This window comes from Oricola cellulosilytica, assembly GCF_019966575.1.
In the GTDB taxonomy this organism is placed as follows: Bacteria; Pseudomonadota; Alphaproteobacteria; order Rhizobiales; family Rhizobiaceae; genus Oricola; species Oricola cellulosilytica.
On the sequence record NZ_JAINFK010000002.1, the window covers coordinates 353480 to 368471 of the forward strand.

Here is a 14992-nt window from a genome sequence, read left to right on the forward strand (position 1 = left end):
AGAACGGACTGCGCGGTCTCCGCGCAGTCCACTTTCCGGGGCGGCGAAATTCCCGACGGGCATGGTCCCGGCGCAAGGCGACGAAGGGGTTTGTCCAATGGTCCGAGACTGGATTACCGAAGCAATCGCCCATTTCGTAGGAATATTCGAGACGATCGTCGAAGCTGCCCGTTCCAGAGAAGCCTATGACGAATTCCGCGCTGCAAAGGCCGCCCAGGCAAAAAATGCCGAGCTGAAACAAAGCCGGCCCGACACCGAAGCGGAAATCAAGCAAAAGGACTTCGATCCGGATGTCGAACACCGGCCCGTCCCGCCGGAACTCAGGGATGTCGTCTTCATCAACCAGGTTGCGTTTGAGACCCCGGATCCGATGATGTCGAGGGGGCTGGATATTGCGTTCCCGGGCTATCTGCCGAACCTGCCGCCAGTCTTTTCCTCGGGGAAATTCCTGCCGCCGCAATTCGAACCGGTCGGATCATATGCGGTGGTCATCAACCAGATGAACCGGCTGTCAGACAATGACATATTTTCCATCGGGGGCTCTGGCCTGGTTTTCAATCCCGATAGCACTGCGGACGAGGAATTGGACAGTCTTGTCGCGCAGGCTGGCGCACTGGCACCTTTGTCGGACCTTCCAATGCCGGAAACGGCTACAGATATTCCGCAGATCATTCATCAAGCAGGCAAGACGCTCAGTGAATTCGTCGAGGAGCACGGCGATGACCACAATGTCGATGCCGTAAGCGGAAGCGTTATCGTGGGCACGTTCGTCAATGGTGAACTGGTCGAAACAGCGCCGAAGCTGGAGGACTACCGTCGAATTGACGATGACGAGGATGAACCGGTTGACGTCGATGAGGACCATCCCCTTTCCGAGTTGTATCAAAAAATCACTGGCAGCCACCTGATCCATCGGGTGGACCTGGAAGCCGGAGGCAATACGGCAATCAACGAAGCGGTGATTTTGAACAACTGGCTCAAGGCCCCCGTAATCGTCGGAATGGGCGATAGCTTTGAAATCAATGCGATCATCCAGATCAATGTGTGGTGGGATCAGGATCTCGTCGCAGATCAGTTCGCGTCATGGGAAATGTTCAAGACCGGATCCACATCCGCCTTCAACATTGCGAAGTTCCTCCGGGAGGATCCCCTCAGCGATAAGTCGGATGATTCCAGTGAGGACCTTTCCGAGATCTTCCCGAAATATTGGTCGATCAGCAAAGTCGAGGGTGATCTGGTGTTCATGAACTGGATCCAGCAGTACAATTTCATCCGAGACAATGACAGCGCCCTTCTGGCTTCGAGCGGGGTCAAGGCGAGCGTCATGGCGGGCGGCAATACCCAGATCAACGCCACATCGGTCGCGGAACTCGGGTTCTATTACGATCTGATCATCGTCGGCGGCAGCATATATGACGCAGCCTTCATCCAGCAGATGAACGTGCTTCTCGACAAGGATCTTGTGGGCGGCGTGGACGGATTCCACACATCCGGTCACGGGACTGCGTCGACGTCCGGCAACCTTCTCTGGAACGAGGCGCACATCTTCAACATAGGTGGCGCCGGTCGGTTCGAATCCCTTCCCGATCATTTCCGCACTGCTGCCGAAGGGCTCGCAAATGGAAGCATGAACCTTCCTGGGGGGGTATTCGAGGATAGCATGTTTGCCGGGCTGGAAAACCTTCGCGTTCTATACGTCAAGGGAAGCATCTACGATCTGCAACTCATCAAGCAAACCAATATCGTCGGAGACAGCGACCAAGTCGCGCTGGCGATGAACCAGGTTCTCGGTGACGGGGTGGCGGACTGGTATATCTCCACGGGATCCAACGAACTCATCAATCTCGCCAGCATTTACGACGTGGATGCGAGCGGAAAGACATACCTCTCCGGCGCCCACTACTCTCAGGAAATTCTCATACAGGCTGAGATCATTTCGTCCGATCCGGATCTGGGCGGGCAGGATCCGAATGTCCTCATCAATGAGGCCGTCGCCTTCCTCGACGATCAAGTGGGCGGTTCCGATCAGGAGGGCAACGATGCGCCGATCGGCGGAGCGGCGCCAAACGACGCGTCTCATCAGGACGTGATGCAGACAATGCTTGCATGAAGCGCGCACCGAGGAGTGATCTGCATGGCGTTTAATCGCAACCCCGGTGCCGCATGGAGCGGGCCTGCCCGCGCCAAGTGGGATTCGTCGAAGAATAATGGCGATCTTGGCGGTCGGCCGCCATCAGATGGCTACCCGTCGGCAAAGAGCCTCCATGACCACATGGCGAAGCAGTTGGCGCGCACTGAAGATACTCTCGCCGAGATCGATGAATGCGTGAAGCTGCTGCGATCAGCCTCTCTGGACACGATTGCAGCTTCGCCTAACGCGAGAAGCGATACGCCTGTCCAATTGAATAGTTCGGCGCCGGTTCGCAGCGAGACCGAAGCTGCCAAACGCCCGGAAGAAGCCACTGGATCGCGCCCCGCGGTTGAGCGACGGACTTTCGCCGAAACTGGCGCACCATCAGTTCCAGCCGGACAGGAAAAAGCCGGGGCGAAGAATGAGTTCAGCGCTTCCATGACCCCCAACAAAGCCCATGCAGGGCGACCCCGCCAGAAGTTGCGCGACACAAATCCGGTGGACCGAAGCGAGCCAGGCAACTCGAAGGCCAAGACCGACGTTCATCAGCCGGGGAAAGTCGTTCTCGAAGGCGATACAGGGCCGGTTCAAGCTCGCCTGCATGACCCTGCGAATAAGCTCCAAACCGGCGGCGACAACGGATCGCCGGGAGGCGGTGGCGGCAAGGGCCGTGGGGGCGGCGGCGGCAATTTTCACAAGAGGCTAGGCCCGATCGATTTTGGTGCCAGCTTGAAAGCCGGGAAGAAAGCGGTCCGGAAAAACCTCGCCGCGGTCATGATTTTCACGGTCGCATCGAACGTGCTTGTTCTCGCGATCCCAATCTACCTTTTCCAGATATCTGACCGTGTCCTGACCAGCCGTTCCCACGATACGCTGATAATGCTGACTGCCGTTATTGTACTTGCCGTCATACTCCAAGCCGCCTTCGACGCCGTCAGGCGGTTCATCTTGATGCGCACTTCGGTCGAGGTTGCGGTTCAATTGGGATCGCCCGTCTTGAGCGCGGCCGCCCGAGCTTCGCTTCACAGCAACGGCAAGGAATACCAAGTACTCGGGGACCTCCAGCAGCTTCGCCAGTTTCTCGTTTCGGGAACGTTGCTCTCATTCCTGGATGTCCCCATGGCGCCCCTGTTCTTCTTGGCGGTTTTTTTCGTCCATCCCCATCTGGGATGGATCGTCGTCACCGCAGCGACGCTTCTCTTCTTGATTGCCCTGATCAATCAGAAAGCGACTTCCGCACCGTTCGCCGATGCCAATCAACATCTCAGCCGAGCGAATTTGCACCTCGATTCAATGTCACGCAATTCTCAGATCATCAACGCCATGGCGATGATACCCGAGGCGGTGAAGATCTGGGGCCGTGATACAGCCAGTTCGATGACCAGCCAGGTGGTTGCCCAAGACCGCAATGTCGTTTCGGCATCCTTCTCAAAAGCCTCCCGTCTACTGACACAGGTCGCTCTGCTGGGATGGGGCGCCAATCTCGCGATTGCGGGTGAAATCACCGGCGGCATGGTGATCGCGGCGTCGATCATTGCAGGTCGTGCCCTTTCTCCGATCGAGGGTGCGATCGAAGGCTGGAACCAGGTGATTCAGTCGCGGTCGGCCTATGGAAGGATTGCTGCGCTTCTAACCGCTTCGCCGCTGAACTTCGAGCGGCTCGAATTGCCCCGACCGGAGGGGCGCCTTGATGTTGAACGCCTGCTCTTCGTTCCGCAGGGCACAAAGCGAGTCGTTCTGAATGGAATTACGTTTTCGTTGCAGCCGGGCGAGAGCCTCGCCATCATCGGCAATTCCGGTGCCGGCAAGTCGACGCTCGGCAAAATGCTGGTCGGGTCAATCCTGCCAACATCGGGGAATGTCCGCCTCGACCTGATGGACTTGAGGAACTGGGACCAGCGCCAGTTCGGCGAAAATATCGGCTATCTGCCCCAAGACGTTCAGCTCTTTCCAGGTTCGATCAAGGCGAACATCGGGCGGATGCGGGAGGACGCAAGCGACGAGGCAATTTTCGAGGCAGCAAAACTCGCCGACGTCCATGAACTGATCGCCAACTTCGCCCAAGGCTACGAGACATTCGTTGCCGCAGACGGAGCCCCACTTTCGGGCGGTCAAAAGCAGCGGATCGCGCTAGCCCGAGCCTTTTTCGGAAACCCGCGGTTGGTGGTGTTGGATGAACCAAACTCAAACCTGGATGCGGAAGGCGAAGCGGCTCTGGGGCGGGCGCTGCAGCACGCCAAGAAAAACCGGATCACGGTTGTAACCATCACCCAACGGCCGAGCCTGCTTCAATGCGTGGACAAGATCCTGCTTTTGACCAACGGCACGGTCACCATGTTTGGAGCCCGTCAGGAAGTTCTGGAAGCCCTAGCGCTGAGCGGGAAGAAGCCTTCGAGCGGGATCGCCGATAATAGCAAGTCAACGTAGGAGCATCGTCCATGTCCGCAATGGTACCTGCCGGCGATCAAGACTGGTATGCTGACGTGCCTCGTTCGATCCGCAGCCAGACAATAATCGGCTTGATCCTGATCGTGCTCTTCTTTGGCGGATTTGGTACTTGGTCCGCCACGGCGCCGCTCGCAGCCGCCGTTATCTCTCAAGGTAGTTTCGTCGCCACTGGCAACAACAAGATTGTCCAGCACCTCGAAGGCGGAATCATTGAGGAAATCCTCGTGTCTGAGGGCGAAAGCGTGAAGAAGGGCCAGCCTCTCATTCGGCTGGACGAGACGGCTGCATCCACGCGCGAAAGACAGGTGTTCCTCCGTCGGGCTCGCCTTGAAGCGGTCGTCGCGCGACTTAAGGCAGAGCAGGCAGGGAAAGATGACTTGTCATTTCCGCCGATAATCACTGCCAACTGGGAGGATCCCGATATCCGCGTGATGGCCGATGAACAACAGGTCAATTTTCAAACCGTCAAGAACAAGCTTGCGAGTGAAATACAGTTGCTGACTCACAACATCGATTCACTCAGTTTCCGTGTGCGTGGCTTCGAAAATCTCCTGGCTTCCACTCAGCGACAGCTGGAGCTGCTGACCGAAGAGTACCAGGGCAAAAAGAAACTGCTGGAAAAAGGATTCATGCGTGATCCGGAGCTCAAGGCGATCCAGCGCGCCATCGCGGACGCAGAAGGCAATATCGGCCGCTTGGAAGCGGAAATCCAGGAAACGGATTCTCAAATCAGCAAGCAGGAACAGCAGATCACGCAGACCAGGAGTGCCTATCGCCAGGCGGCACTGGATCAGTTGCAGTCCGTCGCCGCTGAACTGGATACGGTCAGAGAAGAAGAAAGGACGGCGCGTAATGTCCTGAACCGGGCGATCATCCATGCGCCGGTCAGCGGGGTAGTGGTGCGCATGCACTATTATTCCTCGGGCGGCGTTATCGAAAGTGGCAAAAGCATTCTCGAGATCCTGCCCGCAAACGTGCCGCTCATCATCGAATGTCAAATTTCGCAGAATGACATCGACAGCCTCAAAGTCGGCCAGACGGCGACGATCCGGCTCACGGCGCTCAACCGGCGCACCACGCCGGTCCTCTACGGACAAGTCTTCTACATTTCCGCCGACTCGGTTCCCGATGCCTCGGGGAATAGAAACGAGGCATATGTCGTGCGGGTCCGCCTGCCCGCGAGCGAGCTGTCCCGCATTTCCGGGTTCAGCCCGACGCCGGGCATGCCGGCAGAAATTCTCATTCAAACCGCCGAGCGAACGTTTCTCAGTTATATCGTGAAGCCAATTCGCGACAGCATGTCTCGTGCCTTTGCAGAACGATGATGCTTCGGGATGTCGTGTGGAAGCGTCGCCGTTCTCGCTCGCAATATGCAGCATTGGAGATGCCCCATGACGCCGTTCGGTTCAATCGTGGAAATCGAGGAAAACCCGCGTTTCTCGCTTGCCCACGAGCAACTACCCCATAAGGATATGTGGGAGGGGAGAAGCAATGACCGAATCAACGCGTGACGGTTTTCTAAAGGTGATGAGACGGTACGCCGACTGCGAGAACGCGCTCGAGGGTCCATTTCGCGAAATAGTTGAAGACGCTTTGGCCTCAGGCTGGACGGAAAACGAAGTCGCCGCGACGCTGATTGGACTTACTGTCGAAATGCTCACGGAACCCGATGCCAGAAGCAGCGACCTAGTTCACTAGTTTCCTCGGGCGGATCTTTGTCCAACCCGGGCATGCCACGCAAACGTTCAGGGGGCGTTCGCAAGGTCCATTCCCGATGTTCTCGGGCTTCCGGCGGGCCGGAAGGCACTTTTGACCCTGTCTCATTTCTTGGCCAGACCGATCGCCGATCAAGGCTTCGGCATCATCAAACTTCTCCGACATTCGCGCGCGCGCCGCGAACGGTCTAGTCAAAATGAGCGACTGTCGAAATCCGGAATTTATTGAGAGCATTCTTGCCGGTGGGTTTTCTTCGCGATGGGTCATTCGGCTGCATCGGCATCACGCGTTTCCTTCGCTGACTATGCCTAATGTCACTCCTGCCTGGGCCTGAATCCAATCCCATGAATGAATTGGACGGCCGATCCCGCGAAGATCTGGAGAAGCGCTATGGCTGGATTATTTTCTCTTTGCGTACGATTCCGTTATGTCATCAGCTTGTCGTTAATTGCAGCCTTGTTGTTCGGCTTGGCAAATCTCAGAGCTGCTCCGGTCGATCTGCTGCCGGAATTTCAGCCTACGCGGGTGGAAATCCAGACTGAAGCATTGGGATTGTCGGCGGAAGAGGTTGAGTCTCTTATTACCGTTCCGCTCGAAGTTGATCTCCTTAACAGCGTCTCCTGGGTCGAGACAATACAATCCCAATCCATGCCGGGTTTGTCATCCATCGTGCTGACCTTTGAGGAGGGCACAAATCTGTTCCGGGCGCGCCAACTTGTTCAGGAGCGGCTGACGCAGGCCCACGCGCTTCCGAATGTCTCCAAGCCACCCGTCCTGATGCAGCCGCTTTCATCGACCTCGCGCGTTGTGCAGGTGGCGATGTCTTCCGACACGCTCTCGCTTATCGACCTCTCGGTCGCTGCGCGATGGACGATGAGACCCAGATTGCTTGGCGTTCCGGGCGTTGCGAACGTATCGATCTGGGGACAGCGCAAACGCCAGTTGCAGGTCCAGGTCGACCCGCTCGAATTGAGCGCTTCCGGCGTATCGCTCGACACCGTCGTTGAGGCGGCGGGCAACGCGCTCTGGTACTCTCCTCTCGGCTACCTTGAAGCATCCTCGCCCGGAAGCGGCGGCTTTATTGATACGCCTAACCAGCGCCTTGGCATCCAGCATCGGCAGCCGATCTCCACACCCGACCAACTTGCCAGGGTCGCGGTAAGAGGGACGGAACACACGCTCGGCGATGTAGCAACCATCGTGGAGAGCCATCCCCCCCTTATTGGCGATGCCGCCGTGGGCGACGGAAGAGGCCTGATACTGGTAGTCGAAAAGTTTCCGTGGGCCAGCACTTCAGAAGTTGCCGCTGGCGTGGAGGAAGCGCTGACGAGCATACGCGCGGGTATGCCGGGAGTTACGCTGGACACGTCAGTATTCAAGCCGGCAGGCTTCCTCAGCGCCTCCGGAGCGACACTACTGATGACAATTACAATCGGGACCTTGGTCTCACTTGTAGCTGTTTTCGTGCTCACCCGTGATTGGCACGATACCGCCATTATTTCCCTGACCGCTGCAACGTCGCTCGCCTTGAGCGCAAATATTGCTCTGTGGCTCATGAGCGGCATCGATCTGGTGATGATTTCGGGATTGCTCGCTGCAACCGGATTAGTGTTCGCAGACGCTTTCCTCTCCAACCGCACCTCAGCAGGTGAGATCGCCGCCCGGATTGCGGGCAAGCGATCGCCCGCGCGGCTTTCTTACGCGGAAGGACGCGGTGTCTCCGCTTATGCCACCCTCGGCGTCTTGCTGATGTCCTTCCCGCTTCTTCTTCTCGACGGCGTTGCCGGCAGGATGAGCACTTCGTTCTTTGTCGCGTTTGTGTCAGTTGCGGTTGTGACTTTCGTCATATCCTCGATCTTGCCTCCGGCGCTTGCATCCATTCTTGCGAGCTGGAGACAGCAAGCCGGTTCTGACGACGAATATATGCAGCCTCCCGAGATCCCGAAACGTGACGGCGTCCTGTTTGCGCGTGCCAAACCATTTGTGTTGATCGGCGTCGTCATCCTGCCGTTCGTAGCAGCGGCCGGATTCGCCTCCATGCCCCTGTCCTTTGCTCCGGAATTCAAGGAGCGTGATATCGAAATCAGGTGGAACGCTGCTCCCGGAACGTCGAGTGAGGCCATGTACCGCCTTGCCTCGATGGCCATGAGCGAGATCAGGAAACTCGAAGGGGTGTCGGAGGCGCGCGCCCATGTCGGACGCGCAGAAGTCTCGGACCGCATCGTCAACCTGAACGCCGCCGATATCTGGATCACACTTGATCAGGACGCACGCTACAATTCCACGATCAACGCCATCAGGGAGATCGCCAATTCCTATGCCGGAATATCAGCCGATCTGCTGACGTATAGCGGGGACCGGATCGCAGCGGAGTCCGGGCGAGACGACGCTGTGACGATCAGGCTTTTTGGGTTCAATCCGGAGACGTTGAAGGGATTGGCCGATGAAGTCGCCTCTGTGGTATCAGACGTACCTGGGCTCGGTGTTCCAGAAGTTCTCGCTCCCGTCGAAAAACCGGTCATCAAGATCACGCCGGACCTGCAGAGGGCTCGGGAATATGGCCTGAAACCTGGCGACATCCGTCTAACGAGCGCTGTCCTTCTTTCCGGTCTCGAAGTGGGAAATCTGTTCGAGGAGCAGAAAATTTTCGATGTGATCGTGTGGGGCAAGCCGCACATCCGCCACAGCGTATCCAGCGTCAAGGATCTGCTCATCGAAACACCGACAAACCAGCTCGTCAGGCTTGCCGATGTTGCTGATGTCGAAGTGGCACCGATGCCCACCGAAATCCGGCGAGACGCTTCCTCGCGTTTCATCGATGTGCGGGTGTCGCTGGTGTCGGGCGATGCAAGTGCAATGTCGGACGTCATTTCACAACGCCTTGCAACGCTGCAGTTCCCTCTCGAGTATCATGCGGAAATCCGCAATGGCCGGGCTGAAATTGATGCGACAGCTGCACGCATTCGTAACGGCCTCCTGCTTTCCCTTCTTGGCGTGTTCCTGATCGCACAGGCAGCCCTCGGCAGGTGGAGCCTCGCTGGCGGGGCACTGGTTGCATTTGTCGCGTCACTGTCGGGCGGGATAGCGGTGTCCGCCTTTGTGGGCGGCCTGTCTATCGGATCTATCGCCGGCTTGCTTGCCGTTTCGGCGGTCGCGTTGCCCGCCCTGATATTCATGCTGCAGTCGTATCAGGAAGCCGAAAGACTAGGTGTCCCATTGGAGGCGGTCCTGAACGAATTCGCTGCTCGTGCCAACATACCAAGGTTCCTCGGCCCAGGCCTCGTGTCCACCGCATTTCTGCTTCCCGTGGTTTTCCTGGGCTCCGCGCCCGGCCTCGAAATCTTGCGGCCGATGAGCATGGTTCTTCTGGGCGGTATGGTCACGGTATCCCTGGTCTGCTTCTTCGCGATTCCATCTGTCTACAGACGTCTTGGTGTCGGTTCGGGCCAGGAGAAATCAAGCCTGTTCGAAAACAATCCGAACGAAGGAGGTCTTCGTCATGCAACGTAGAATTGCGGCACTGATTGCTGCTTCCGTTATCGTCACAACAGGCGGAGCGGCACAAGCAGCAGGCGAATCCGAACCGGTCGAGGGATACGTTCCGCCATATGAACTGATCGTTGCAGGCGAAGGGCGCTACAAGATCAAGCTGAAACAAAGCGCTATTGATCGCTTGGATATCCAGACCGCCGAGATGCGCACGGAGACCAAATCCCGGACGATATCCACCGGCGGTCTCGTTTTCGAAATAGAGCGGTCCGGCGCTGATCAAAGCTCCGATTTCTTTGTGGGCATCCCTGACAATCAGCTGGATTACATGATTACCGGCGGCATCAAGGTCGCTGCCGGCATAGGCGGTATCACACAGGAATACCTTGCCGCTGAAGACCCTGACATCCGGTATCTGGAAAGCAGGCAGCAAGGCTATAAATTCTTCCGCGTAACGACCAACAGCCCGTTATTGACCAACGGGCAGCGTGTCCTCGTCGAGGCTGAAGCCAATCCCGAGCAAGAACTGACCGTCGCTCCGTACAGTGCCCTGATCTACGACAAAAACGGAGGGACATGGGTTTACGTAGCCGAAACTCCGGACACCTTTCTCCGCCACAAGGTCGACGTCGAGTTCATTGATGGCGACAGCGTCTATCTGCTCGACGGACCGCCGCCTGGCACCAAAGTCGTGACCGTCGGCGCGGCCGAGCTCCTCGGCACAGAGTACAAGGTCGGTTACTAGCCGCAGTATCCGCAAACAGGGAGCTGAGAAGATGTTTCGTTTCATCGTCGGCACAAGTCTGAAATTCAGATTCATTCTTCTCGCCCTGTCCATCCTCCTGCTCTATGCTGGCTATGACCGTCTGCAGAATATGCCGGTCGATGTGTTTCCTGAGTTTGCTCCGCCTATCGTGGAAATCCAGACCCCCTCCTTGGGCATGTCGCCGAAGGAAGTGGAAGAGCTCGTTACCGTACCGCTTGAGGATGCTCTCGCCGGGCTTCCGGAGCTTGATGCGATGCGGTCGAAGTCGGTGCCGCAGCTCTCGGCTATAAAGCTATATTTCAAACGCGGAACCGACCTTCTCTGGGCACGTCAGATTGTTCAGGAAAGAGTGGATATCGTCGCACCAACCCTGCCGACATGGTCCAGCCCGCCGTTCATGCTCCAGCCGCTATCGGCGACCAGCCGCGTGATGAAGATCGGTCTCGCCTCCAAGGAGCACTCGGTCATCGACCTGTCGATGATGACCTACTGGAAAATCAATCCACGATTGCAGCGCGTGCCGGGCGTTGCCCACGTCGCCATCTGGGGTGAGCGGCTGCGCATGCAACAGGTCCAGGTCGATCCACGGCGCCTACGGGCCAATGACGTGACGCTGGAAGAGGTAATGCAGGCGACGTCCGAAGCTGTCGACGTCGGCCTGTTGCGGTATTCGCAAGGCTCCGTCATCGGCAAGGGAGGATATATCGACACACCCAACCAGAGGCTCGACATCCAGCACGTTCTGCCCGTGGTCTCCACGGACCAGCTGGCGGAGGCTGTGGTGAAGACGGATGTCTACGGAAACGTACTGCGCCTAAAAGATGTTGCCGAAGTCGTCGAGGACCACCAGCCGATGATCGGCGACGGCATCGTCAACGACGAAATCGGTCTCCTGCTGATTGTGGAGAAGTTTCCCTGGGCCAACACGCTCGACGTCACGCGGGGCGTCGAAGAAGCTCTCGATGCGCTGAAGCCAGGTCTCCCGGGAGTCGAAATTGATTCCGAGATCTTCCGTCCCGCAACCTTCATCGAGATGGCGATCGACAATCTCACCAAGTCGCTTCTTGTCGGCGCCGCGCTTGTCGTTATCGTGCTTTTCGCCTTCCTGCAGGAGTGGCGCGTGGCTCTGATCAGCATCGTCGCCATCCCGCTCTCGTTGGTTGCAGCCGGCCTGGTGCTCTATTTCATGGGTGTAACCATGAACACCATGGTGCTCGCCGGCATGGTAATCGCGCTTGGAGCCGTCGTTGACGACGCTATCATCGATGTTGAAAACATCATGCGGAGGCTGCGGGAGGCGCGCGCGCAAAACAGCAGTGTTTCGCTTGGCCGCATCGTGCTGGATGCGTCGGTGGAGATTCGCAGCTCCATAGTCTATGCGACTCTTATCATCGCCCTGGCGGTCGTGCCCGTGTTTTTCCTGACCGGATTGTCAGGCTCGTTCTTCAAGCCGTTGGCCTTGGCTTACATCCTGTCCATTTTGGCATCCCTAGTCGTCGCCTCGACAGTGACGCCAGCTCTGTGCATGGTCGTTCTTTCCGGTGCTGACAGGAAAAAGCGAAACCCTCCGATCCTGACATCCTGGCTGCAGGCTCGTTATACCAGCCTGCTAGAGCGCATACTGAAGCAGCCTCGCTACGCTTACGGTGCCGTCGGCGCGCTCGCCTTCATTGGCATCGCGATCTATCCGCTGCTCGGCCAACAGTTGTTGCCGTCGTTCAAGGAGCGCGACTTTCTGATGCACTGGGTTACCGAACCCGGTACCTCGCACCAGGAAATGAACCGGATCACCATCCAGTCAAGTAAGGAGCTACGCGCTATACCCGGCGTGCGGAATTTTGGCGCACATATCGGCCAAGCCCTTTTGATGGACGAGGTCGTTGGCATGCATTTCGGCGAAAACTGGGTTAGCGTTGATCCAAGTGCTCCCTACAGCGATACGATCGACATGATCCAGGAAGTAGTCGATGGATATCCGGGGCTGTATCGTGATGTCCTGACGTATCTTCGCGAACGAATCAAGGAAGTGCTGACCGGCGCCAGCGAGTCCATCGTCGTCAGGATATTCGGCCCGGACCTCAACGAACTGCGCACACAGGCCGAAGAAACGCTCGTTGCTATCGAAGGCATCCCCGGGTTGATGGGCGCCCATGTCGCCCATCAGAAGGAGATTCCGAATCTCGAGATTCAGGTGGATCTCGACAAAGCGCAGCGGTATGGCCTCAAACCCGGAGACGTGCGACGCGCAACGAGCACGTTGATCGCCGGAATCGAGGTCGGTGACATCTACGCCAAGGGCGAGACGTACGACGTGCAGGTCTGGTCTGTGCCGGCGATCCGTTCTGACGTCACCGACATCAAGGAAATGATGATTGATACGCCGAACGGCGATTTCGTTCCTCTGTCCGCGGTCGCCGATGTCCGGATTGCGCCGGTCACGAACGTCATCAAGCGCGAATTGAGCTCCAGATACATCGATGTGGAGGCGAACGTTGATGACGATTACGATCTCCTCACGGTTGCCAACCAGGTTAAAGAGGCCGTCGCGCAAAGGGAGTTTCCGCTAGAGTACCGGGCTGAGTTGATCGGAGAATACAAAGAACTGAACGACGCCAAGACCCGTCTTTTGGCCAGTGAGATCGTGGCACTCGCAGGTGTTCTCGTGCTTCTGCAGGCTGCGTTTAACAGTTGGCGTTTAGCCGTGCTGGCCTTCTTCGTGTTGCCGACCGCTCTTGTCGGTGGCGTTTTGGCAGCACTGGCCGCCGGCGGAACCATTTCACTCGGGTCTCTCGTCGGATTCATCACCGTGCTCGGGATATCGGCGAGAAACGGAATCTTGCTGATCAGCCATTATCAGCATCTTCAGGCTCGCGAAGGCATGTCGTTTGGGCGGGAATTGGTGATCAGGGGGGCGCGGGAACGATTGGCGCCGATCCTGATGACTGCGATCACCACGGGAATCGCGCTTCTGCCGCTGGTCGTCGCGGGGGACATTGCTGGCCACGAGATCGAATATCCCATGGCGACGGTTATTCTTGGCGGCTTAATCGCGGGGACGTTAGTGAATCTGTTCGTGATGCCTTCTCTGTTCTGGCGCTTCGGCGAACTGCGGCAAACCGCTCTTTCGCGCGAGGCGGTCCCGGCTTGAGCCGCGAGTTCCGCCACGCGAGGGAAGTGTGCCATGCCGGCAACAGTCGGTTGGAAGTTGTGTGGTCTTGATAGACGGTAAAGACAGGTTTGAGTATTAATAGGCAGTTATTCTGTCTTACGGCGGGCTGCAGCGTCTTGGAGGGGTCTATGAGGCGTCTAATCTGGCTGTTGATCTTTGTTCCGGTCGCACTTCAAGCCTCGGCCGACGAGGACCAAGTGCCGGTCAATATCTCTGCGATCGAAGATCCGGCGACAGCAAGCGCTGAAGGACGAGACGGACTCGTATTCGATCTAGGCGACGATGTTTCAGTGCGTTTTACCGGAACTGCCGAATTCGAACTCAAACGTGAACGGGATTTCGAGGCCCTTCAGACCAACACGGCACCCATCGTTATAACGCCTGGGCTGGAAATTTCGGTTGCGGATTGGCTTGTGCTGTTCGGCGCTCTGGAGTTCGGCTACGAAGCGGGCGACTCGGCGCTGCTGGTCGATGAATTGTACGCGGAAGCAAGCAATGAGGATCTTTCGCCGTTCTCGCTGAAGGGCGGCTACTATACTATCCCCTTTGGCCACTTCGACACTCGACACGACGCGAGTCCGTTGCCGGAAACCGCGTTCGAAGCGAAGGGCGATGTGGCAGAGTTGATTTTCGGCCATGGTGCCATCACTGCCAACGCCTATGCCTTCCGGGGACGTCGGAATTGGGTTTTGACACGGTTTGCCGGCGAGAACGAGGAGGAGCAGAACCAGGATTGGCGGGTCGGCGGTGGCGTGGCCCACACGGCGTCTGTAAACGGGCTGACTATCGACGCATATGTCGACCTCACGAACGGGATTTTCAGTTCAAGCGAGTTGATCTACTCGGTCCCGGATCGACTGGGCGGCCTTGGCGGAAGTGCTCGGGTCGCGGTTGGCAACCAATACGCGGCTATCACCCTGCAATATGTCGCCGCCTTGGAAGAGATAAATTTTTATGACGAGGACGAGGAAACCACTACCGCAGCACGTCCGTCAGCGTTCAGTATCGAGATCGCCGGCACAAGGGAATTTGATTACTTCACCGGCTTCGCCGCGGCAGGCTATTCGCGCACTTGGGACCTCATGCCGCTACTGCCCCAGGAGCAGGTTTTGCTAACCGCGGGCGTGAGAAAGGATCAGTGGGAATTCCTTGTCGAGTACGGCCATCAGTGGGATTATCCATCACCCGATGACGGCAGTCGCGCAGAGGGGCATTTCTTCGGCGCTAAAGCCGCATTTGAGTGGTAGGATCCGGTTCTGAAAGGATCGTCATC

General features: G+C 57.5%; 8 protein-coding genes. All 8 read left to right on the plus strand.

Features of this window, described 5'->3' with window-relative positions; translation table 11 throughout:
* Window positions 1–97: 97 nt before the first annotated feature.
* The 8 genes from LC298_RS06450 to LC298_RS06485 all read left to right on the plus strand — a co-directional run bounded on the left by LC298_RS06450 (window position 98) and on the right by LC298_RS06485 (window position 14966).
* The gene (locus LC298_RS06450) at window positions 98–2110 is read left to right on the plus strand and encodes a type I secretion protein (RefSeq protein WP_131567983.1); all 2013 of its coding nucleotides are present in this window, start codon (window positions 98–100) and stop codon (window positions 2108–2110) included.
* A 162-nt stretch (window positions 2111–2272) separates the two neighbouring features.
* On the plus strand, window positions 2273–4558 hold the full coding sequence (locus LC298_RS06455) for a type I secretion system permease/ATPase (RefSeq protein ID WP_131568795.1): 2286 nt from the start codon (window positions 2273–2275) through the stop codon (window positions 4556–4558).
* 11 nt (window positions 4559–4569) lie between these two features.
* Window positions 4570–5904, plus strand: coding sequence for an HlyD family type I secretion periplasmic adaptor subunit (locus tag LC298_RS06460; RefSeq protein WP_131567981.1), 1335 nt, complete (start codon window positions 4570–4572; stop codon window positions 5902–5904).
* A gap of 166 nt (window positions 5905–6070) precedes the next feature.
* Window positions 6071–6277 (plus strand): hypothetical protein, encoded by a 207-nt coding sequence (locus LC298_RS06465; protein ID WP_131567979.1) that lies wholly within the window; start codon window positions 6071–6073, stop codon window positions 6275–6277.
* Between the two features lie 408 nt (window positions 6278–6685).
* Window positions 6686–9805 (plus strand): efflux RND transporter permease subunit, encoded by a 3120-nt coding sequence (locus LC298_RS06470; protein WP_158284750.1) that lies wholly within the window; start codon window positions 6686–6688, stop codon window positions 9803–9805.
* Complete coding sequence (locus LC298_RS06475) at window positions 9795–10529, plus strand: efflux RND transporter periplasmic adaptor subunit (protein ID WP_131567975.1); 735 nt, start codon at window positions 9795–9797, stop codon at window positions 10527–10529. Before LC298_RS06470 ends, LC298_RS06475 begins: the two co-directional genes overlap by 11 nt.
* A gap of 31 nt (window positions 10530–10560) precedes the next feature.
* Window positions 10561–13698, plus strand: coding sequence for an efflux RND transporter permease subunit (locus LC298_RS06480; protein WP_131567973.1), 3138 nt, complete (start codon window positions 10561–10563; stop codon window positions 13696–13698).
* Window positions 13699–13847: 149 nt separating this feature from the next.
* A complete protein-coding gene (locus tag LC298_RS06485) occupies window positions 13848–14966 on the plus strand; it encodes a hypothetical protein (RefSeq protein ID WP_131567971.1) in 1119 nt (372 codons plus the stop codon).
* Window positions 14967–14992 lie beyond the last annotated feature (26 nt).